General features: G+C 40.2%; 25 protein-coding genes and 2 pseudogenes. 13 read left to right on the top strand and 14 right to left on the bottom strand.

The features are described 5' to 3' along the window. Positions 1 to 7: 7 nt before the first annotated feature. The 7 genes and pseudogenes from KUH03_RS18085 to KUH03_RS18055 form a co-directional block, all read right to left on the bottom strand. Positions 8 to 445, bottom strand: a complete 438-nt coding sequence (locus KUH03_RS18085) for a DUF4249 domain-containing protein (protein ID WP_257095451.1) — start codon at positions 443 to 445, stop codon at positions 8 to 10. A 5-nt stretch (positions 446 to 450) separates the two neighbouring features. Next, the gene (locus KUH03_RS18080; RefSeq protein WP_257095449.1) at positions 451 to 819 is read right to left on the bottom strand and encodes a TonB-dependent receptor; all 369 of its coding nucleotides are present in this window, start codon (positions 817 to 819) and stop codon (positions 451 to 453) included. A 107-nt stretch (positions 820 to 926) separates the two neighbouring features. Next, positions 927 to 1466 (bottom strand): hypothetical protein, encoded by a 540-nt coding sequence (locus KUH03_RS18075; RefSeq protein ID WP_373564822.1) that lies wholly within the window; start codon positions 1464 to 1466, stop codon positions 927 to 929. Then, the gene (locus KUH03_RS18070) at positions 1391 to 2086 is read right to left on the bottom strand and encodes a hypothetical protein (RefSeq protein ID WP_257095445.1); all 696 of its coding nucleotides are present in this window, start codon (positions 2084 to 2086) and stop codon (positions 1391 to 1393) included. Before KUH03_RS18070 ends, KUH03_RS18075 begins: the two co-directional genes overlap by 76 nt. Before the next feature lie 7 nt (positions 2087 to 2093). After that, a complete protein-coding gene (locus tag KUH03_RS18065; protein ID WP_257095443.1) occupies positions 2094 to 2399 on the bottom strand; it encodes a Plug domain-containing protein in 306 nt (101 codons plus the stop codon). A gap of 99 nt (positions 2400 to 2498) precedes the next feature. Continuing rightward, a pseudogene (locus KUH03_RS18060) lies at positions 2499 to 2597 on the bottom strand (hypothetical protein); the annotation flags it as partial. Positions 2598 to 2614: 17 nt separating this feature from the next. Continuing rightward, on the bottom strand, positions 2615 to 2770 hold the full coding sequence (locus KUH03_RS18055; protein ID WP_257095441.1) for a hypothetical protein: 156 nt from the start codon (positions 2768 to 2770) through the stop codon (positions 2615 to 2617). Positions 2771 to 3252: 482 nt separating this feature from the next. Here KUH03_RS18055 and KUH03_RS18050 point away from each other — a divergent pair, with 482 nt between their 5' ends. The 6 genes from KUH03_RS18050 (at position 3253) to KUH03_RS18025 (ending at position 6245) form a co-directional block, all read left to right on the top strand. Beyond that, positions 3253 to 3771 (top strand): acyltransferase family protein, encoded by a 519-nt coding sequence (locus tag KUH03_RS18050; protein ID WP_306429761.1) that lies wholly within the window; start codon positions 3253 to 3255, stop codon positions 3769 to 3771. A 48-nt stretch (positions 3772 to 3819) separates the two neighbouring features. Then, entirely contained in the window at positions 3820 to 4191 is a 372-nt protein-coding gene (locus KUH03_RS18045) for a hypothetical protein (protein ID WP_257095439.1), read from the top strand. Between the two features lie 10 nt (positions 4192 to 4201). Continuing rightward, a complete protein-coding gene (locus tag KUH03_RS18040) occupies positions 4202 to 4555 on the top strand; it encodes a hypothetical protein (protein WP_257095437.1) in 354 nt (117 codons plus the stop codon). Positions 4556 to 4645: 90 nt separating this feature from the next. Next, the gene (locus tag KUH03_RS18035; RefSeq protein ID WP_257095436.1) at positions 4646 to 5203 is read left to right on the top strand and encodes a C1 family peptidase; all 558 of its coding nucleotides are present in this window, start codon (positions 4646 to 4648) and stop codon (positions 5201 to 5203) included. Then, a complete protein-coding gene (locus KUH03_RS18030) occupies positions 5185 to 5385 on the top strand; it encodes a C1 family peptidase (RefSeq protein ID WP_257095434.1) in 201 nt (66 codons plus the stop codon). The genes KUH03_RS18035 and KUH03_RS18030 overlap by 19 nt, the downstream gene beginning before the upstream one ends. A 71-nt stretch (positions 5386 to 5456) precedes the next feature. Then, on the top strand, positions 5457 to 6245 hold the full coding sequence (locus KUH03_RS18025; protein ID WP_257095432.1) for an HAEPLYID family protein: 789 nt from the start codon (positions 5457 to 5459) through the stop codon (positions 6243 to 6245). A gap of 124 nt (positions 6246 to 6369) precedes the next feature. Here the strand turns inward: KUH03_RS18025 and KUH03_RS18020 are convergent, their stop codons facing one another. Both KUH03_RS18020 and KUH03_RS18015 read right to left on the bottom strand, forming a co-directional pair. After that, entirely contained in the window at positions 6370 to 7272 is a 903-nt protein-coding gene (locus tag KUH03_RS18020) for a site-specific integrase (RefSeq protein WP_257097087.1), read from the bottom strand. Between the two features lie 29 nt (positions 7273 to 7301). Beyond that, positions 7302 to 7607, bottom strand: coding sequence for a hypothetical protein (locus tag KUH03_RS18015; RefSeq protein WP_257095430.1), 306 nt, complete (start codon positions 7605 to 7607; stop codon positions 7302 to 7304). 523 nt (positions 7608 to 8130) lie between these two features. Between KUH03_RS18015 and KUH03_RS18010 the strand changes: the two genes are divergently transcribed. The 3 genes from KUH03_RS18010 to KUH03_RS18000 all read left to right on the top strand — a co-directional run bounded on the left by KUH03_RS18010 (position 8131) and on the right by KUH03_RS18000 (position 9763). After that, complete coding sequence (locus KUH03_RS18010) at positions 8131 to 8520, top strand: response regulator transcription factor (protein WP_257095428.1); 390 nt, start codon at positions 8131 to 8133, stop codon at positions 8518 to 8520. Between the two features lie 444 nt (positions 8521 to 8964). Further along, positions 8965 to 9396, top strand: coding sequence for a helix-turn-helix transcriptional regulator (locus tag KUH03_RS18005; RefSeq protein ID WP_257095426.1), 432 nt, complete (start codon positions 8965 to 8967; stop codon positions 9394 to 9396). 31 nt (positions 9397 to 9427) lie between these two features. Then, positions 9428 to 9763, top strand: a complete 336-nt coding sequence (locus KUH03_RS18000) for a hypothetical protein (protein WP_257095424.1) — start codon at positions 9428 to 9430, stop codon at positions 9761 to 9763. A gap of 33 nt (positions 9764 to 9796) precedes the next feature. On the opposite strand, the gene KUH03_RS17995 is transcribed toward KUH03_RS18000, so the two are convergent. The 4 genes from KUH03_RS17995 to KUH03_RS17980 form a co-directional block, all read right to left on the bottom strand. Next, positions 9797 to 10447 (bottom strand): helix-turn-helix domain-containing protein, encoded by a 651-nt coding sequence (locus KUH03_RS17995; RefSeq protein ID WP_257095422.1) that lies wholly within the window; start codon positions 10445 to 10447, stop codon positions 9797 to 9799. Positions 10448 to 10871: 424 nt separating this feature from the next. Next, positions 10872 to 11204 (bottom strand): hypothetical protein, encoded by a 333-nt coding sequence (locus KUH03_RS17990; protein ID WP_257095420.1) that lies wholly within the window; start codon positions 11202 to 11204, stop codon positions 10872 to 10874. Continuing rightward, positions 11195 to 12703 carry a fimbrillin family protein gene (locus KUH03_RS17985; protein ID WP_257095418.1) on the bottom strand — a complete coding sequence of 503 codons (1509 nt, stop codon included), beginning with the start codon at positions 12701 to 12703 and terminating at the stop codon, positions 11195 to 11197. The genes KUH03_RS17990 and KUH03_RS17985 overlap by 10 nt, the downstream gene beginning before the upstream one ends. 81 nt (positions 12704 to 12784) lie before the next feature. Beyond that, complete coding sequence (locus tag KUH03_RS17980; RefSeq protein ID WP_257095416.1) at positions 12785 to 12931, bottom strand: hypothetical protein; 147 nt, start codon at positions 12929 to 12931, stop codon at positions 12785 to 12787. Positions 12932 to 14117: 1186 nt separating this feature from the next. Here KUH03_RS17980 and KUH03_RS17975 point away from each other — a divergent pair. Further along, on the top strand, positions 14118 to 14291 hold the full coding sequence (locus KUH03_RS17975; RefSeq protein WP_257095414.1) for a hypothetical protein: 174 nt from the start codon (positions 14118 to 14120) through the stop codon (positions 14289 to 14291). Positions 14292 to 14420: 129 nt separating this feature from the next. Then, entirely contained in the window at positions 14421 to 15917 is a 1497-nt protein-coding gene (locus KUH03_RS17970; protein ID WP_257095412.1) for a hypothetical protein, read from the top strand. 214 nt (positions 15918 to 16131) lie between these two features. Here the strand turns inward: KUH03_RS17970 and KUH03_RS17965 are convergent, their stop codons facing one another. Next, entirely contained in the window at positions 16132 to 16794 is a 663-nt protein-coding gene (locus KUH03_RS17965) for a tyrosine-protein phosphatase (RefSeq protein WP_257097086.1), read from the bottom strand. 466 nt (positions 16795 to 17260) lie between these two features. Between KUH03_RS17965 and KUH03_RS17960 the strand changes: the two are divergent. Together KUH03_RS17960 and rfbB are read left to right on the top strand one after the other, a co-directional pair. Next, positions 17261 to 19227: pseudogene (locus KUH03_RS17960) on the top strand (polysaccharide biosynthesis protein). Positions 19228 to 19429: 202 nt separating this feature from the next. Beyond that, positions 19430 to 20473 (top strand): dTDP-glucose 4,6-dehydratase, encoded by a 1044-nt coding sequence (gene rfbB, locus KUH03_RS17950; protein WP_257097084.1) that lies wholly within the window; start codon positions 19430 to 19432, stop codon positions 20471 to 20473. Positions 20474 to 20475: the final 2 nt, after the last annotated feature.

Here is a 20475-nt window from a genome sequence, read left to right as displayed (position 1 = left end):
TTAAAAGTCAGTGTTGCAAAAAATAGGTTTTTCCAGTGAGACTTTTTTCTGAAATGCCCGTGGAGTCCACAGCGACATAGCTTGGCATCTGACAGCTCGAGCTGTATTGTTGTTTTTGTACGGTAACGTTCAGAGCATAGGTCCGGCCGGCAACGGGTTTAAAGCTGCGATGGATATAATAACCATCTTTTTCATACTGAAAGGAATAGATCCTATTTTCATTGTCTTTTACCAATACTGTGGCATCTTTGACTCCCGAAGTATTGACGAGATCATTAAATCCAACGGATCGCGAGACGCGTATCCGTTGTACTAAACTGGCGTCAGACAGCTGGGCGTCAATAACAACACGGGCCGCAGCTTTATGGAGATCAAGGTCCATTTTTTCCTCACAGGACGAAATGAGTAATAATAGACAGGATAGGAAAGATTGTCTAGCATTCATGGCGTTTAAAATTTGAAATTCCAGGTAACTGAAGGGACTATACCAAATAAAATTATTTTATAAGCTTCTGTCAGGTTGGGGTTGGTTTTGTTCTCCCGAAAGTCAATAGTATAAGCGTTTTTGCGGTTGTAGGCGTTATATATGCCAATTGTCCAGCTGGAATGAAAACGTTTATTGGTTTTATGTGGATCGTAAGTGGCCGATAAGTCTAGGCGATGGTAGTCCGGCATACGGTAGCCGTTCCGTTCTGTATAGTAGAATAAGGATTTGCCGTTAACAAGGTACTTTCCACTGGGAAAGGTAACGGCATTTCCGGTATTGAAGACAAATGTTCCGCTAAATGTCCAGTGGTTTGAAAGCGCATAATTTGCCACAACCGAGAGATCATGTGTACGATCCTGACGCGCATTGAACCAATTTCCGCCATTGATCCCATTAAATTTACGACGGCTCTTGGAAAGTGTATAGCTAATCCAGCCCTTTAGCCGGCCGCTGTTCTTACGGAGGTAGCCTTCAATCCATAGGCCCGGCCTACACCAAAGAGTAGCTCCCCTTCAAAATAAGCATTGGCCTGTAATGTTGCCCCATTGCGTATATCAATCTGATTGCCCAGACGTTTATAATAGGCCTCGACCGAAAAATCATACTGCTTGTTCGCAATAGTACGAAAGTATCCCAAGACTGCCTGATACACACGTTGTGGTTTGATATTTAGACTGCTGAGGACATATTGGTCAGTAGGTAGGCTTGCCGTGGTATTGGTCAGTTGATGGAGGTTTTGCACGATGCGGTTATAGGAGGCTTTTAAGCTGCTCTGTTCATCGAGCAGCAGGCTGGCAGACAGGCGTGGTTCCAGATTGATATAGTGTTTGGCAATCGGGCTGTTATCCCGTTTTTCAGAAATAGGCTTTCCGTTTTCGTCAAATTGATAGAAAGTCCGTTTGCCTAAGACCATAAAGTCATGGAGATGAATACCATAGTGTACAGATAGATTCGTTGTAGGTTTCCATTCATGGGAGATATAACCCCCAGATCGATCCCGCGCTGGCTTTCGATAGCGGTCGGATTGACAGATTGGCTCTTGTCGGTAGCGAGATTAGCTGGCCGAATGGATTGGGCCAATGCAGCGACACCAAGTCGGATGGTATTATTGGTATTCACATAGTAGGAAAAATCCTGCTTGGCATTGATATTCCGAATTTTGGAGGCAACCTGAAAATCGATCTGCTCGCTGGAAACACCTGCCTGATAATCGAAGCCACTGTAAATAAGGGAAGTGCTGCTGGATATTTTATCGTTGAATCGGTGGTTCAATCGTGCTGTTGCAGTGCTGTTACCCCAAGCAATATTAAAGAGGTCGCTGTACTTTAATCTGTCTTTGCCATGATAACCCGATAAGTATAGGTTGGTCTTCTTCCCAAGGTTAAAACTGAGTTTGGCATTTAAATCATAAAAATACAAGCTATTATTGGCCATATCTTTACTTTTGGCCAGTTTTAAAAAGGAGTCTGCATAGGAGCGACGGGCACTGAATAGAAAAGAACTCTTGTCGCGGACAATGGGCCCCTCTAATTTTAACCGGGAAGCAATAATCCCTAGACCACCTTCGCCGGAAAATTGCTTTTTATTGCCATCCAACATGGAAATGTCAATACAGAGGAAATCCGCCCGCTAAATTGGGCAGGTATACCCCTTTGTAGAGCTGAACATCCTTGATTGCGTCCGAATTAAAAGTGGAAAAGAACCCCAGCAGATGCGAAGCATTATAGACTGTAGCTTGGTCGAGCAGGATGAGGTTTTGTCCACCATCCCCGCCACGTACATTGAAACTGGTCGAGCCTTCTCCACCAGCTTGTACACCGGGCAACAGCTGTATGGTTTTAACGAGGTCCTTCTCGCCAAAGAGTACGGGGATATCCTTAATATCTTTCATACTGAGATGGACCGTACTCATCTGTGGGTCATCGAGCGCTTCACCCTTTTCTTTTGCCGATACAACAACTTCAGCTATTCGATTGGCAGCAGGTTTTAGATCAAAATTTCTTTCACGGGATTGGAATAGTTCAACCGTAACGACCTGTTGCTGATAGCCGATGTAACTAATCGTAAACCGATGTGTTCGTTGAGGTACTGTTATGCTGTAATGCCCCAGTAGGTCTGAGGTGGCGCCTATGCTGTCATTGACGCTGGAAATAATTGCCCCTTAAGCGGCTTTCCGGTGTTTGCATCTCGAATGGTACCACTTAGTACAGCATCTTGTGCTGAGACAATAAAAGGGGAGAGTACAAGAGAAATGGGCAGAAAGTACTGAATTATTGGACGCATTTGTGGCTCTTATCTGAATTGATGTATACAATAAAAAATGAAATGATGTATTAACCCTTTATTAATATTTGTTTTGATAGTTTAAGTGAAGCTCACGGCATAATGTCTCCTATTTCTGTTCGGTTTAGCTATTATGTAACGCTTTTGGTACATTGAATATTGTTCTAAACACGTTATTTGCGCGGCATGTTTACTTGAGGTCAGCATATTGATTTACAGGGCAAGAAACGATATGATGGATATTTATTTAGAAATGTGTAATTTAACCGCTGCTAAACAATATTGTAAATCTAACTAATGGGTAAAGATTATCATTTTAAAATGTCTGCCGAGGAGCTGCAGTCGAAGGTCATCGATTTTTTGCGTTTCCCTCTGATCGTCGGGGTGGTATTTATCCATACCGATTTTTCAGATATTGTAATGGCGGGTGTAAAGCAGATTAGTTTTGTCAATTATCCTGTTTTCTCGCGGATCTTTTTCTTATTCTCCAGGGTTATTTTCGAGGCCTGTGTGCCGCTTTTCTTTTTATTTCGGGTTTTTTTTTTTCTATAAAACGGAGGGGTTTTCCAGGAGGTTTACCTGAAAAAATTAAAAATCGTATTCGATCACTTTTGGTTCCATATATTTTCTGGAACCTGTTGATCATCCTATTCCTTATGCTTGCGCAAACGTTTTTATCGGGCAGCTTGGTTTCTGGTAGGAACAAATTAATAACAGATTATAGTTTATTGGATTGGCTCTGGTCCTTTTGGGATACTTCTCAAGTAAATCCACATATGAAGAAAACCTTGCCGATCAACTCGCCATTTTGGTTTATTCGTGATCTGATGGTCGTGATAGTTTTTTCTCCGATAGTCTATATACTCATTAAAAAGTTGAAGGCTTATGCTGTGATTATATTGGGATTGCTCTGGTTTTTTAATCCTTTCTTTTATTTGCCGGGACTGAGCATAGTTTCTTTCTTTTTCTTTACAGCGGAGAGCTTATTTCAGCATTCATAAAATGAATTTTGTTGAAGTCCTAAAACCAATGTTGCGCGTGCTAGCCCCTTGTATATTTTGATAGTGGCTATGGCGCTCTATTTCGCGGGTGCTGGCTGGTGGTCCTATCTCTATTGTGCAGGGGTTGTTGTGGGGCTTGTTCTCGCAATAACGGTATCCGCTTATTTTATCGAAAGCGGAAAATGGCATTTGAACCCTTTTTTAACCAATGGCAGCTTTTTTATTTATGCCTACCATCGTTTGCCATTGGTATTTGTGATCAAAATTTTATTTAAGTGGCTCCATCCGCGGTCGGATGGAGCATTGTTATTGTTGTACTTAGCTTGTCCGGCTATCGTCATCCTGCTGGGGCTGCTTATCTACAGCCTACTTAGGCAATGGATGCCCCGATTCACGGCGGTAATCAGTGGAGGGCGTTAATACGATCAATATGAAGAGGTCTAAATGGATAATTGTTGTAGTACTGGCGCTATGTCTAGGTGCATTGTCCGTCAAGTACGGCCAAAAGATACTGAATAAAAATAAATACAAAAGAATCAAAACTGAGTATGTATTTACGGACCTTATTAACCTAGGGTGCACTTCGGTCAAGCAGCAGGGAGCAACGAATACCTGCTGGTCCTACACCGGCAATTCATTTTTGGAGTCGGAGATGATTCGGATGGGGAAAGAACCTGTTGAGATTTCTCAGGTCTTTACCGCTAGACAAGCCTATTTGGATAAAGCTCATAATTATGTGCGCCTCCATGGTGGCTTGACAATGGGGAAGGGGGCAATTACATGATGTTTTGAATGTATTCCGCAAATATGGCGTGATGCCTCGATCGGCTTATGCTGGACTGCGTGGTAATCATACCTATAATGATTTTAGGAGATGACCCCATTATTAAATTCAATGCTCAAAGTATTGGTCAAGAGTAGGCCCCTGACACCGAATTGGGAGAAAGCCTATAGCGCTACACTGGATGCGCATCTTGGGGAAGTGCCCGAAAAATTTGATTATAAAGGGAAAACTTATACCGCGCGCACATTTGCAGATCAGGTGATCGGAATTAATCCGGACGATTACATTGGATTTGCTTCTGTGACAGATCATCCGAATTATAAACCTTTTGTGCTCCTGGTACCCGATAATTGGTCCTTTGATCGGTTTTATAATGTACCTATGCAAGAGCTCTCGGAAATTATTGATGGTGCATTACAGCAAGGTTATACAGTTGCCTGGACAACAGATGTGTCAGAGAAGGGGTTCTCATGGCAGTATGGTATAGCCTATGTTCCTGAGAAACCATTTGACAGTATGTCTAATGAAGAAAAAGAAAAAATGTTCGTAAAGCCAATGGCTGAGAAAAAATCACGACTGATGAGCGGCAACAAGCTTTCGACAATTGGGATACCACGGACGATCATGCGATGCATATTGTTGGGCTAGCCAAAGATCAAAATGGTAAAGAATACTATCTTGTTAAGAATTCCTGGGGTAAAGCCAACGATTTTAAAGGGTACATGTATGTCACCAAAGAATTTGTGAAATATAAAACGATTACACTGATGTTACATAAAAATGCGCTCAATCCTGCATTGTTATCTAAAATTAATTTAACAAAACTATAATTATTGCAAAAAAGCCGCAGATGTTGTTGTAATTCCCAATTGTTTCCATAATTCAATGGGATGTTTGTTGTATGAAAAACAACAGCACAATCATACAATTTTCTGGAGCTTTCCTGATAGCCTGGATGCTATTGTGGGTAACGAATGCGCAAGCCCAACAAGGTCGATCTATACCCGATAAAGTGCATCATGCCGAACCGCTATATAATGATCTTGTACGTGATTTGGGCGCAAGGAAGGGTGAGAAAGAGTTTAATATTGGCGCAGATATTAAAAAAATGGGTAAAGCAGATGAGTATGGCTATTTGGCCGAATATGAGTTTGCACCCATAGATCGATTGGGACTGGAAGTAGAGACAGACTTTGCCTATACAAAAAGCAAAATGACTAATGTATCCTCAAGCAATAAACTCGAAAGATTAAGGTTATCATCGCAATATTCCTTCTATGTTTCTAAGCCGCAAGCAACAACATTGGCCGTAGGTTATACCCAAATTTTTAATTTTGTGGATGGAGGAACTGCATTTAATCCCTTTTTCGTAGCTGCTAAGAGCTGGTATAACAATTGGCATACATTGATCTATACAGGACCAGAAATTGCTTATCATTATAAATCACATACAACCGAAATGAACTGGCAGATCAATACTTCCTTGCATTACACGCTACCCCAAACAGACCATTTTATTGGATTGGAGATCAACCAAGAAGTCGCCTCAGGGAGCTTGGAAACGACACTTCGCCCACAGGTGAAATTGGGACTGAATGATAAATTGGCCATCGGTATGGCGGTCGGAATGCCGATAGGAGGAAAGGAAAACGTAATTAGCTCATTTTTCCGTTTGATTTATCAGCTTTAGGACCTCGAAACTCTTTGGGACTTTGGGACAATCGCCGTCGATAATTATCGTCGAATCCTGGTTTGATGATCGTAAATGAACTGCTTTTGCCAAAAATTCCTTCGGTCTATTTGCAATCCTTAGACTAAAAATTTGCTCTTATAAGCTTCATCCAGATAAGCCCCAATGAGCGGGTTCTTTCGGTGTCCGTATTGCTGATATAACGCTGAAACATCAGCTCGGTACTATGGCCTGTTGCTTGCATAAGCAACGGTGTCGGTATCTTTCCGTAAAAATTGGAGGCAAAGCTGCGTCGGCCGATGTGGCTGGTAATGGCTTCCCACTTTTGTATCAGCTTTTCTGTCGACCTGAAACCAGTTCTGGTGCGAACTTTGATTAGGCTATTTATACCGGCAAGGCGTGCGATTTCCTTAATCTGTTCATTGTATTTCTGAGCCGAAAGCTTTGACGGGAAGTTATTTCCGTTGTCGGACATAATATGTATGGCCGTCGGATGTAGTGGTAACAGTATCGTCTTTTGTGTTTTCTGCTGCGTAAAAGAAAGACAGGGTTTTCCGTCGAGGATTTCCATCATATCCAAGTTAAAATTCATGAAATCTGAAACGCGCTGACCTGTGTAACAGCTAATGACCAACCAGTCTTTAGCGGCCTTCAATTCTGGAGGGACAACAGTTTCTTTGATACGAATGAGCTCATCTTCGGTGAGACTGATGACCCGGTTGTATTTTTTGATTTTTGGGAGTTCTAATTCGTAAACGAAGGTCCGTATTCCTCTTTTTTCTAAAAAATTGAGCACAGTACGAACAAAATATATGGTGCGATAAATGGTGCTTGAACTATAGGTTTCCAGTTCACCGAATTTAATAAATTCTTTGACAAAATTGCTGTTTACTTCGTTGAGCATCAGGTGTTTTTGCTGGAAGCCTTCGAAGCGCTTTAGCATGCTGAAAAAGACCTTGTATCTTCGATGTGTATTGCTGGATATGAGGTGCAAACGGCTCTGGATAAAATTCTCGGTCGCCTCCAGCAGACTCCCTTTTGCAAAGGAACTTTCGTTCAGAACGCAGGACTTTTTATAAGGCGGGTGACAACATTGAGCGAGAATTTACGTTGTTTATATGCTACCTCCTTCAGGTAATTTGATACAGCGATTTTGATCGCGTCTAATTTTACATTAAGCTTTTTGTAAATTTTTAGATAAATGTTTTCCGGGCGTTGTTTGTCGGTATTCCATCGGGTAGGATTGATCTTTAAAGTCGTTTTTACAATGAACTCATTTTGTTGTTCATCAATAAATTTTAGGGCAATTATAGAAGTTGAACCTGTTCTCAACAGGGTAAAATTGAAAATCATCGCGTACACTTTTTAGTATTATCTGAGCATAAAGATAATAGTATATACGAATTAGTCTAATTCAGACTACAATTTCACTTACTCAAATATACCATTTTTATTTTAAAGACGTGCAATAGATTGCGTTAAAATAACTGTGAGATTAAAAAAGTTTGTAGTTGCCAACCTAATCCAACACTACAAAAAAATGCAAAATTTATCTACCTGATAATCAATGAAAAATATTTTTTTCTAGTCTGAATTAGACTAATAATGTAAAGTCAAGCCCTTATTAAAAAAACGTTTAGAAATCAATAAACACAAAAAAATGAAAGCCAAACTGAATTATATCCGGCCCAAAGTCTGAATAATACTTGTCGAATTGGAGAAATGTTTTAATAAAAATTCTCCTTACCACCGCGAAAAAAAAAAAAAAGACAAAGGAATTGTAACAAAATGTCAAATGTTAAACTGGTGGAAATGAAAATACTTCCATATTAATCTTTTGATGTTTTGGAGGGGGTCCTATAGTTTAATGCAAAAATAAGCACACATGGAAAACAAGATTAAGTTGATCTTTGCGGATGACTGCAGGCTCCAGCAAAAAATTATTGAGCTGTTTTTAAAGCAACTTGATCTGTTCGACCTGCAATTTATGGCAGATAATGGGAGTGAATTGCTGCGGTATCTTGGGGCTTGCAAAGTACTGCCCCAGATCTGTATTTTGGATCTGCATATGCCTGTTATGAACGGGATAGATACCGTGCGCGAAATGAGCCGCAGATTCCCATCCATTAAAGTATTCGGGTACACAGCCACTGATAGTCTGATCGAAATAAGTGATTTCAGACGGAATGGAGTGCTTGCAGGTTTTTTCAAAACGCAATCCGAAACAGATGTTGGAGGTGATTTGCAGTTATGGAAAGATGGGGACACGATATGAGAGCCCTGTGGTTGTTAGAAAAAATAGTTCAATCATTTCGCATGACAAATCCTGATAAATTGGACAATATGACGACTGCCGGCTTCCGGTTCTTTGCTTTTCGGAACATTCCCGATCAGGACATCGAACAAAATTGGGGGATTTTTTTAGGATATTCAAGACCTTCGAGCCGATTGATATCGTCGTTGAGAAAGAAAAATATCATCTAAGAGCAAACCAGATGATATTTGTTGGTCCGGGTAGGTTCATTGACTTGTCGAATCTGCGCGTGGGCAGAGGTTATTTGCTCTGTTTCACGGCTGCATTTTATGAACGTTCGCTGGAGGATACTGCGACTATTCATTCCCCATTGTTTTTTGGGAGCGCCCGGTACTGTATTATGATTCCTGCTTTGGCGAACAAGTTTTTAATCAGCAGATTACGATCCGTCTTGGTCGGGCACGTATGCAGGGCGATTATATATTTGATCTTGTTGCACACCACTGTGTGGAATCGCTTTTGTTGGATGTGTATCATGAGGTATCGGCCGGCGATCAGATGCCGCAGCCAAAGCACACAACCGATATCGGACTGGTAAACCATTTTTCGATGTTGATTCATAAACATTGCCGGGAATATACCGCTGTACAATTCTATGCCGATCAGCTTCATGTGACTGCACGCAAGCTGACCGGTATATGTTTGGCGATGACTGGAAAAACGGCCAAATCGATGATTTTGTCGGTTTTGCTGCAGCAGGCTGTAAGGTATATCAAGCATACCAATCTGTCCATTTCACAGATATCCTATGAAATGGGGTTTAATGATGAATCCAACTTCCGGAATTTTGTGAAAAGGCAGACAGGTCATATTCCACGTGCGCTGCGGGAAAGTTAGTTCAAATGAAAATCAAGGAAAATGATATCGTATGAAAGTTGACCGTTTCATCTTGGTCGTGGTTATGTTGCTTTTTGGGCTGTTCAATAGCGGGAATGCTATGGCGCAACAAGCTTCATTGACAATTCGATTGGGTAATTTTATCTCGGTAGGCTATGTTACCGAGCATGTTTATTTGCCGTCGGAAGATAGCAGAATAATTTCTTTGGATTTTTTGGTTTTTACAGTTCCTGGACCATTTGAGTTGCGGGTAATTAGCGAACGCATCGATATTGGGAAGGAGGTTGGTAGCGAAACAACAGGGAATAAAAGTCTTATATTTGGGTACAGACCGCCTATAACACAGGATAAGGATGTTAGGGAATAAATGGGCAGGGCAGATAAGGTTTCCGCTTCAACCTCAGACAAATACTTGTGTTTCCATAACTGCATTATAGTCCTTGAGTTTCGGCCGCGGACTTAAAATACAAAAAGGTCTTTTGCTGATGCTACCTTTACATTTGGGTTTGGGTAAAGGTTTTCGTTGCAATACTTCATGCCCCACATATTTTCGTAACAAGCTATAGATCCTTTCGGTGCTAAAATTGATTTTATAATTTTCATGAAAATCATCGACCATCTGTTCGAGTGTCCGGGGTTCGGTAAAATAATCCGAGGCATAAACAACATAGGCGATCAGTTCGCGTTGTCGTCTCAGATCCTCATTGACCGTTTCATTAGTGGGATCAATTTTCTGTTTCAGTAGGAAGTTTTGCTCTTGAGCGGATATTGTTTCTTTAAAGACGCTTAAGCCGGGAAGATTGTCGGTATTTATGATCAGCGCTATTTCTGGATTGAAAAAATCTGCAAGTGGAATGGAAAACGGACTGCATATTTTTGCGACATGTTCGACGGTGATGGTGAGCGTTTTATTGTAATGACTGCGCAGTGGTCCTGCCGTTAAACCGGCGAAGCTGGCGAGACCGTTGAGAGAGAGCCCAGTCTGATTCATAATCTCCGTAATCCGTGATGAAATCAATGTGGCCAATGCATTGTCTGTAACTTTTCCCATTTTATTTTCTGAAATGATTTCCTGTAGCGCAGCGGATCAATTGTTCATCGTGTCACCTCAATCAAATGTCAGACTGCCGATAAGTTAAGAAGTTTCAGGGATAAATCGTCAGCTTCTTATGTTGCAGAGACTGGCAATAGGCGATGTGGGTTTTGAGCTAATGAGCTGGGTGTCAGGTGTAAAAAAATAATGGAACGAACGCCTTCGTTCCATTTTATCCATTAATATTATCAAGTCGAACGCAAAAAAATGACTTGATGGTTCAAAAGTAGAAAATATAATTGGAACTTTTCGTGTGAAAATTGACGTTAATCGTGTTAAAAATAAAAAAAATATTTTGTAGGGAGTAAGCTACAATAAAAAAAAGCGGCTAGATATTATCTAGTCGCTTTCCGATATAAGGTGTTAAAAATACCTCAGTATTTTAGTTTGCACGTACGCAACGTACGTTTTTGAATGTAGTTCTTAGTAGATCTAGACCCAGTAGCTCAACATTCAGAGCTTCAGCTGTAGTTGATGCTTTTATAAATGGATCTCCAAATGGTAACCCTAAAACCGCACGTCTGGTTGTAAACGCATGGTAACCATAGTAACCAACTCTTGTGCCTAAAAGATCTAAAAGAGGGCCTGCTAATACTGGAGAATCTGTCCAGAATGCTGCTGCAGTATTATAGCTATCGCCTAGAATATCTATATTCGTTCCAATAATTCTGAAACCTAATAGATCTGCATTAAGTGTTGATAATCCTAGTCCCAATAAACCTTGTCCACTCGAGCCAATCTGAGTGAGTAAGGCCGTATTAACAATCTGCCCATTGTAGAAAATGCGCATATTGTTTGAGTTTGAAGTAGCATCTCCAAACGCATTTGTTCCAGCAGTACCTCCGCAGTAAACGCATATTGTGCATGGTTGCCACCATTTGTTCCAACAGAAGAGCCTGGTGCAGGATCCGCAGCTCCTAATAACGTTCCTACTAGGTTCAATACATTATTTAATAGCCCTGTTGAAGAAGTTAATGTTGATACTTGCGCCCCAGTAGGCTGTTTCCAAAGACCTTGAGGATATATTTTAGTACATGGATCTCCTTTTTGTGCCAAAGTGGAAGGGAATCTTGCCGCTACTAATGATCCGTAAGAGAAGTAACCGTCCGCCCTACTTCTTTGCGCATTTGTTGCGTAGAATGCGAAATTGCGAAGTGGATCAGCGTTATTTCTGTCGTATAGGTTTGAACGACTCCATTTTATCGCTGTTGCTCCAGAACCTGTGGTTAAAGGTGACTCAACAACATTTAACAATAAGTGGTGACTTTTGCCCAATACAGGTGTAACAGAAAAATTAAAATCCGTTGCTGTAGCGAAATACGTACGAGCCAAACCTCCATCCACATGGTTAATATTTAGGTTTTGAAGCGTTACTTTGATAGCACTTTGTGCAGCAGTTGAGGCAGTATAGACATATGCGATTTTAGCATCGTTGTATAAAGGGTCAACATTTTTGAAATCAGCATAACTAAGAGTGGGCGTAAATGTTGAACCTGCAGTAACCGCACCTGTCAGCAGATCAATACTACCAGTTGCCAAATTCAGACCTGACACAGATACACTTGGATTTCCAGTAATATTACCAAATACACCAATAGTATTTAGTTCTATGCCAACACGTGAAAATGCGTGATTGAAAAGGATATTAATATTCGAACTACTTGCTAAATTAACCGTACCAGTAGCATATAAAACATCCTTATTTTGAGGAAGTGCAATTGCTCCACTCGCTGGGGTTAAGGATGGTGCGTCGACTTTGGAGTTGTAAGAGAGTGCTACCCAAGTGTAAGATCCAGCTGGATCAAGCCCATCAATAGTACCTGCGGTGCCAGACTGCAATTCTTTGGCTGCAACCAATGTGCTTCCAGAGTAGATATACACTACATATTTAGTGTCTTGTTCCATATTCTCTGTAACGCCAGGTGCCACGTCGGCAGCTGTGCCATTTGATCGCGCTGCATGAGCAGTGGTAGTTTTTACAGGAACAGTATTATCCATAGAAACCGCCATATCAACATCGGAGAAGGAATAAATTTTGCTCTCTGCTGTCTTGTTGTATGAGGAAACTCCTGCACGTTTTGTGCCTGTATCATTATCGGTTTTAATACCACCCACTGCGATGGTTAATTTGTTGCTTTTTGTGTCAACAATCGCTGTTTTTGAGTCTTTGGAGCAGCTCGTTATTAACGTACCTGGTATCGCAAGTATTGCCATTGCAACAACCCAGTGAGCTCCTTTTTTTTTTGTAGAAATTTCATTTTTGTGCTTTTCTGTTGTTAATAATTACAATACTTCCTAAGATCCTTCACCGTTATTGGTTTCATCTGCTCCAGCTCCCCAGCCGCTCGATTGTGGAGTGGCGCCCGGTTGTGCTTGTGAACCTGCAGCAATGCCTTGCTCAAGTTCTACAACTTGCTCCTTAATGGACGGAGCAACGTACATTTTTTTGCGTTCTTATTCATGATAATATTATTTGGATAATCCATGCTATTGCTAGCATGGGGTTTAAAATTTAATGGACAATTTAATACCTCATTGTTAAAAAATTAGAAAACTAACGTTTTAATAAGCTGCTTGTCTCTGCGTACAGACAAGTATTGTTGTTATCGCTGCGTCAATTTTAATGTTATAATTCTATTATAAATTTATATATGTCTACTCTTCTTTTTATAGCTTGGCTAACACACTATTCATTTTTGAATTGTAATATTACGACTAAATATCAACTTGTGCAAAAAAATATTGTAAATTATTTTCTCGAACAAAATTCATCTGATTTTTGAATATGTTTCCTTTTCCTCGTTTTATTGTTTGCCTGTTTTTTGCATAACTGTCATTTAACGTAAAACAGAAGTATTTTTAATGCTTTTTTATTGTGTTATATGACTGTAATATTCTGCTTGAACAAAGTTGTTTACCTTTTGTTTTAAACTTGGATAAAATTTTTTGGTAAATTTTTGTTTTATAATTAATGTGTTTGAACAGTTACTTTCTTAATAGTCCGTATTTATACGTGTATGTTGGGCTTGTTTTATTTTTGGAATATATTGAATGTTTTTAATATCGACAATCAATTTCCTAATAATACGCACTTCTTTTTAAAATAAAATATTTGACACAAAGTTCTTTTTATTTTTATTGAAAAACAATTATAGTGATTTATATTTATTTTTTTGGAAAAATAGATATCTATTTAGGTTATTGTTTTATATGTTGTTTTTGTGTTTTTGATTTCATAATAATTAAAGTGTTTAAGCAATTAATGAATTTTTGACTCCCGATGTCAGCTCAATCCTAGGACGCACGGTTTAGTTCTTTCTTAAAATTAGTGCCCAACTCTTTTTGATGGCGAATTTTTCGTGAATCTGATCCTAATTCTCATGGAAATGTCATGGAAATAACTCGTTTTGAGTTGGCTTGTAGTGCTTTAGCTACAGGAAAACAAACATCGTCCGAATTCCTTCGGCTCCTTCAAAATATTATCTACTTTCGTCCAACTTCTCAATAAAGGAGTGTCATATTATTATGTGTTAAAGGTCTTATTATTAAATATATACTTCCTTTTTTTCATAGTGTGTACTAGTTACACAACTATAAATTGCTTTAGAACATTTTAAAAATATAAGAAATGAAAACGAACAAAGAAAACTTGGCTAATCTAAATGGCCGTCTTCCTTATGAAGCGCCTTGCATGAGTGTACAAAATGTCGCATTGGAATATAGCATTGCTGCTGGTTCTGTAAACAGTTCGGTGACCGAATCTTGGCAGACTGAAACGCAGACGCAAGAAATCGATTGGTAATAAGACGAGTTAATTAATTGGTGATATAAACAATCATTTTTCATGAATAAGTTTACAATAAAATTTGGTTTTGCTACAATCTTAGCATGCGCATTATTTATCTCTTCATGTAGTAAAGATAATAATAACGTGATCATTCCAGATGGACCGACCGTACGTTTAAATATAGGACAGGCCTTTGCAGCAGCTGATCCGGTAAAAGCGGCTTCAGTGGGCCGTACCTATGCTTCGGCAGCACAGACAGTAGAAATTCCGTTTGATAATCAATATACATTGGTGGCCACCTTGACCGCTGAAACGACAACGACACCGGGCTTAAAAGCATCTAACCGGGCGGCTACCGTTTCAACTGGTACCGATCAGAAAGCATTGAAACAAGGAACGGTCTATTATGTTGCCATTTTTGATGCAGTGGGTGACTATAGAGAAACAAAAACTTTTACACAGGGAAACAGCGCACAGGATTTTGCGATTGACAAAGGAAAATATACTTTCGTAATTTATGCGTCCGGGACCAATAAGATATTGCCTTCAATTGCCACTGGAGCAAAATTGAGTACCGTGAATTTCGCAGGTCTAACTGCAGATAAGGACTTTATGTTGGATCAGGTTGATTTTGAGGTAAAAGATGGACAGAATCTATTGAATGCTGATCTGGCGCATTTGTTTACCCAGGTAACACTGAAATTTGATGCTTCCCAGTTGGGTTCTGTAAGCAGTATTGCGGGCGCAACAATTGCTCCTTCCAGTGCGGCTGTTGATGTCGCACTTACAAACGGTGCATTGACTTTTACCGGGGCTGCAAATCCCGTAGCCTTCAATCTTAAAAATACAACTGGAAAAGTAATCAATTCCGATTCTACTTTTATCACAACGGCTGCTACAGCAAACGGTACAATTGTACTGTCCGGTGTCTCGATCGCTGGAAGTGCTGCAAAGAACTTGACAAAAGCAGGCTGGAATCTTAAACCGGGCGTAAAATATCAACTGGACATTACTTTGAAGAAACCGATTGAAGTGAATATCGGTGATGAGGTCTGGGCTTTAGGAAACTTGACCTATGCTACGGATGGTAATGGAAATCCAGTGTATGGTTTTGCCAAAACAAATGACACTTACGGAAACTATTGGTTCAATAGCTATGTAAAACCAAAGGTTTTCAATGTCAATAATCAACGTCCGAGCAGAGATGTCAATGGTGTTGATGGTGATCCTTGTGCATTGGTGTTGCCAGCGAATACCTGGAGACTTCCAACAGCTGCAGAAATTAACCAATTGATAAACAACACAAATAGTGGCGGTAAGGATAATCCGAAAGATGTCAATGCCTGGTCGCCGGCTCGTTATGTGGATACGTACGATGGCACTGCTGCTACCAATTTGGGGATGTTCTTTGGTAAACAAGGTAATCCCGGGGCTGATCGCTATAAATTCCTTTACTTACCTTACGGTGGATCCTATAATGATAATAACTCTGGTGATGGAATGGGAACACAAGGTTTATATTTATTGGCCGGTAATCAGCGTCTGCAAATGACTGGTGCAAAGGGAGACAGTGGCTGGTCTATTAATGTAGGTCCTGCGGAGGCAAATTATGCATACCAAGTGCGTTGTGTAAGAAAATAGTTCTTCACCGACACATCGAAGATAATTTATTTGGATAATAAGTTTAATGGAGGCGCATTCCCCAAATCGGGGATGCGTTTTTTATGCGATTTTCTTTATTTTTTTGATTGCAATACCATTTGACCTGTCTTGAATAGAAAATAGGACAGTCCGATTATTTAGCCTGCTATTCCCTGAGATTTATTACTGTCCAGGTGATCCAATAAAGTCTGATTTAAAATGGGGAGGTTTTTAGCATGTCGCGAACGGGATATTTTTCAGCTATATTCTTGAGCGCATCAAGATGTCGCTCATGGTGTAAGTCTGTACCGACAAAATCATACATGCCCGATTTGAGCAATGTCATGGCAATCGCTTTGCTATCTACACCATAATAGCGACTGAGCGATAATAAGTTCAACTGCAATAGACAGCCTGCATCCTTGATCTGTTTGTAGATATTAAAATTTCCATGATAATAGTTGTATCGTTCAGGATGCGCAAGAATAGGTTTATAACCAAGTTTCTGGATGTCTAGAATAATGTGAAAAAGTGCTTTGGATTCGGATAGGTAGGACATCTCTATCAGGACGTAACCACCGGGCATCACACAGAGTTCATCTTGTTGAATAAGCGATGTCAAGCCATCATCGATCATGTGTTCGGCAGCAGCAAAAATATCAGCTCCGTTGCCATTCTCTTTCAATCCTTGAACAAGGGCTGTCTGTGCTTCCTCGATCGTTGACTTATTGTTTGGATGCACGCCTGCCATAATATGGGGTGTACAGATGAATTTCTTTAAACCTAAACGCTGCAACTCTTGAATATAAGCGATAGAATTTTTTACCGAAGTACTGCCGTCATCTATCCCGGGTAGCAGATGGTTGTGCATATCCACTTCCAAAACTCGAGTTGTGCCAAGGGCCGGACGGATGATGGCTTTTTATTTTTAAATAAATTGGTTAAAAAATTCATAATATTACTGTTTAGCTATATGGTTTTGTCTGTCTTACAGGATGTTTTACAAACAATATGCCAGTTTTGACGTTTATCAAAGAGATGTAAAATATAAGAAGGAAAGGGTTTGTTGAATAATAATAAATTTTAGCGGCCTTTTGGTGGTGATTTTTAACTTTTATCATTGATTGTAATATTTTCGGTATAATAGTTGCTTAGTCCACGATGATATGGAGATGGGGATATGGCGCCTACCGTTATTGATTTTTTTAGTAAAAAGACCAAATGATTATCAAATTTTGAGTATCTTGGTCGTCCTTTACAAAATTGAAATAAGCCATATGCGTTGTGCCAACTTCATTGGAGAATATGACGGTAAAGAAATAAACTAAAACGGGAAGAAAGCTATGATGGGATCTCTATGGGATTTAAGAAAACGGTTGCGGAAGGATAATCCTCGATGGGTCATTTTGCTGATCGATATGTGGTTTGTATTCGCAAGTTATGTGTTTTCAAATTACGTAGTCAACAATTTCAGGGGTGTCTTTGATGTCGCTTTGATGCTAAAAAAGCTGGTATTGGTCTTGCCGGTATACTTGTTAATGTTCCTATTTTACAATACGTTTAAAGGGATTGTCCGGCAGACAGGAATAAGGGATACCATTAAGATTTTTAAAACGGTTGCATCAGCTTACATGGTGCTTATGATGCTAACCTTTGGGATCAAAATGACTGTGGAAAAAGGAACGGTGATGGGTGATTTTTTCCGCTTATCGTATGGTGTATTGACTATGCAGGCTTGTATTTTGATTGTAACGATGGTTGGCGCGCGCGTCGTATACCGTACTATTTACGAGTATCTATTTTTACCCGCGCGAAAAGGTGAAAATGTGCTGATTTTTGGCGCTTCACGCCCAGGGCTAGTCTCTTTCTCGCTTTTGAAAGAGGACCCACGGGTTAAATACCAAGTAGTCGCTTTTGTAGAAGATAAAGTCTCGCGCATCGGAAAACGCCTTGCTGGTCTGAAGATCAAAGATATTACTGAAATTACCAAGGAGTATATTAGCAAATATGAAATCACGCAGGTGATTATCGCGGTGGAGAACAATGACCCTGAGCGGTTGGAATATGTATCAGATTGGTTTCAAAACATCGGGCTTGAACTCAAAATTATGCCATCAGCCCGCATCCTGCTCAATTCTGGAGCAAAACGGGAGATCCGCCCTTTAAAAATCGAAGATTTGCTCGGTCGTAAGCCTATTAAATTGGATCATCCGGAAATTGAAGAAGAGATGAAGGGAAAGGTGATTCTCGTTACTGGTGCTGCAGGTTCCATTGGTTCGGAATTGGCACGTCAGATTGCCAGACGACATTATAGCAAATTGATTCTATTGGATCAGGCTGAATCTGCCTTGTACGATATCCAGCAGTCGATAAAAGCAACACAGCCCGAACATCTGCACTGTATTGTTGGCGATGTGCGTAACTACGCTTTTATGCAAAATATATTTGCGCAGTACAAACCAGATCTTGTGTTTCATGCGGCGGCATATAAGCATGTACCGCTGATGGAGGCAAACCCTTATGAATCCATTCAGACAAATGTAATCGGAAGTAAGAATGTTGCTGATCTCTGTATGCAGTATGGGACAAAGAAAATGGTGATGGTGTCCACAGACAAGGCAGTCAATCCGACGAATGTCATGGGTGCAACTAAACGGATGGCTGAAATCTATGTGAGCAGCTGTAGTGGTAGATCCGGCACTAGTTTTATCATCACGCGATTTGGAAATGTGCTCGGTTCTAACGGTTCGGTAATCCCGCTGTTTGAGAAACAAATGGCGAGTGGGGACCATTGACGCTGACACATCCTGAAATTACGCGTTTCTTTATGACTATTCCCGAGGCCTGTCAGTTGGTACAAGAAGCCGGTGTGATGGGAAAAGGAGGGGAGATATTTGTCTTCGATATGGGCAAATCTGTTAAAATAATGGATCTGGCCAAACGAATGATCAAGCTGAAGGGCTATCGCTATCCGGAAGATATCGATATCAAAATAGTTGGCCTTCGTCCGGGTGAAAAAATCTATGAGGAACTTTTGGCTAATAATGAAAATACAGTGAAAACCCATCATCCGAAGATTATGATTGCAAAAGTAAAACATGATGAATTGATTTTGAAAGCGGAACGGATCAACGCTGTTTGTCAGCAGATTGTGGATGCAGATCAGCATTTGCCGGACTTTATGGGCTTGGTCGCAGCGATGAAACGAATCGTTCCCGAGTTTAAATCCCAAAATTCCGAATACGAGGCCTTGGATAACAATGAGCTTGTGGACGAGGTTCCGGTATATTCGCTTATAAAAAAGATTTAAAAGTAACACAAAAGAATTTAGTCCGATCTATATACAAAAGTCCCAGTAATGGGACTTTTTATTTATTATGCTTTCTCAATCGATTAAAACTTGCCAATTCGCAAAAATCAACCTAATTTTAGCGAAAATTTAATTAGAGTAATAATTTTGACAGATTAGCTCCTGCGGTATTCCGTCGATAAGCAACGTATATGAATAAAAAATTTTAATCACCGGAGGTGCTGGATTTATTGGGTCCCATGTCGTCCGTGAGTTTGTTACAAAGTATTCTGACTATCAAATTATTAATCTGGATGCGCTAACTTATGCCGGTAATCTGGAAAATCTGAAAGATATAGAGGGTCGTCCAAATTACACTTTTGTGAAAGCCGATATTACGGATCAGGCTACGATAACCTCAATCTTCGAACAATATCAGCCGGATGGTGTCATTCATTTGGCTGCAGAATCACATGTAGACCGTTCAATTGCAGATCCTACCGCATTTGTAATGACCAATGTGATCGGCACGGTAAATTTGTTGAACGCTGCTCGAGCAATCTGGAAGGATAATTTTGAAGGGAAACGTTTTCATCATGTCTCAACAGATGAAGTATTTGGTGCCTTGGGCGAAACAGGTTTTTTTACGGAGGACACCAAATATGATCCACATTCACCTTACTCTGCCTCCAAAGCAAGTTCGGATCATTTTGTGCGTGCTTATCATGATACCTATGGATTGCCGATTGTCTTAACCAATTGTTCAAATAATTATGGTCCCAATCATTTTCCTGAAAAGCTCATCCCACTGTGTATTCATAATATCTTAAATAACAAACCACTGCCGGTATATGGGGATGGAAAGTATACGCGGGACTGGCTCTTTGTCATTGACCATGCGAAAGCGATAGACTTGGTTTTTCATCAAGGCAAAAATGGCGATTCTTACAACGTAGGTGGTTTTAATGAATGGCAGAATATAGACCTGATCAAAGAACTATGCCGACAAATGGATGTCAAGTTAGGCCGTGAAGAGGGGACAGCTGCTGCTCTAATTACTTTTGTGAAAGATCGGCCTGGTCATGATTTGCGTTATGCGATTGATGCAAATAAAATAAATACGGAATTGGGTTGGAGTCCATCGGTGACATTTGAACAAGGCTTATCACTGACAATAGACTGGTTTCTGTCCAATCAGGAATGGCTGGATCATGTGACTTCGGGAGACTATCAGAAGTATTACAACAACCAATATCACGGCGCTTAACG

The sequence above is a fragment of the Sphingobacterium sp. E70 genome, assembly GCF_019285695.1.
Lineage (GTDB): Bacteria > Bacteroidota > Bacteroidia > Sphingobacteriales > Sphingobacteriaceae > Sphingobacterium > Sphingobacterium detergens.
The sequence above is the reverse complement of the archived record's forward strand: the minus strand, read 5'-3'. Positions and strand labels throughout refer to the sequence as shown.

Bases quoted from the DNA above. Each gene is read 5' to 3' on its own strand.
- KUH03_RS18085 (WP_257095451.1), bottom strand. From the start codon at position 445: ATGAATGCTAGACAATCTTTCCTATCCTGTCTATTATTACTCATTTCG.
- KUH03_RS18070 (WP_257095445.1), bottom strand. From the start codon at position 2,086: ATGTTGGATGGCAATAAAAAGCAATTTTCCGGCGAAGGTGGTCTAGGG.
- KUH03_RS18065 (WP_257095443.1), bottom strand. From the start codon at position 2,399: ATGAGTACGGTCCATCTCAGTATGAAAGATATTAAGGATATCCCCGTA.
- KUH03_RS18055 (WP_257095441.1), bottom strand. From the start codon at position 2,770: ATGCGTCCAATAATTCAGTACTTTCTGCCCATTTCTCTTGTACTCTCC.
- KUH03_RS18040 (WP_257095437.1), top strand. From the start codon at position 4,202: ATGAAGAGGTCTAAATGGATAATTGTTGTAGTACTGGCGCTATGTCTA.
- KUH03_RS18035 (WP_257095436.1), top strand. From the start codon at position 4,646: ATGACCCCATTATTAAATTCAATGCTCAAAGTATTGGTCAAGAGTAGG.
- KUH03_RS18030 (WP_257095434.1), top strand. From the start codon at position 5,185: ATGCATATTGTTGGGCTAGCCAAAGATCAAAATGGTAAAGAATACTAT.
- KUH03_RS18025 (WP_257095432.1), top strand. From the start codon at position 5,457: ATGAAAAACAACAGCACAATCATACAATTTTCTGGAGCTTTCCTGATA.
- KUH03_RS18010 (WP_257095428.1), top strand. From the start codon at position 8,131: ATGGAAAACAAGATTAAGTTGATCTTTGCGGATGACTGCAGGCTCCAG.
- KUH03_RS18005 (WP_257095426.1), top strand. From the start codon at position 8,965: ATGCAGGGCGATTATATATTTGATCTTGTTGCACACCACTGTGTGGAA.
- KUH03_RS18000 (WP_257095424.1), top strand. From the start codon at position 9,428: ATGAAAGTTGACCGTTTCATCTTGGTCGTGGTTATGTTGCTTTTTGGG.
- KUH03_RS17995 (WP_257095422.1), bottom strand. From the start codon at position 10,447: ATGGGAAAAGTTACAGACAATGCATTGGCCACATTGATTTCATCACGG.
- KUH03_RS17985 (WP_257095418.1), bottom strand. From the start codon at position 12,703: ATGGCAATACTTGCGATACCAGGTACGTTAATAACGAGCTGCTCCAAA.
- KUH03_RS17980 (WP_257095416.1), bottom strand. From the start codon at position 12,931: ATGTACGTTGCTCCGTCCATTAAGGAGCAAGTTGTAGAACTTGAGCAA.
- KUH03_RS17975 (WP_257095414.1), top strand. From the start codon at position 14,118: ATGAAAACGAACAAAGAAAACTTGGCTAATCTAAATGGCCGTCTTCCT.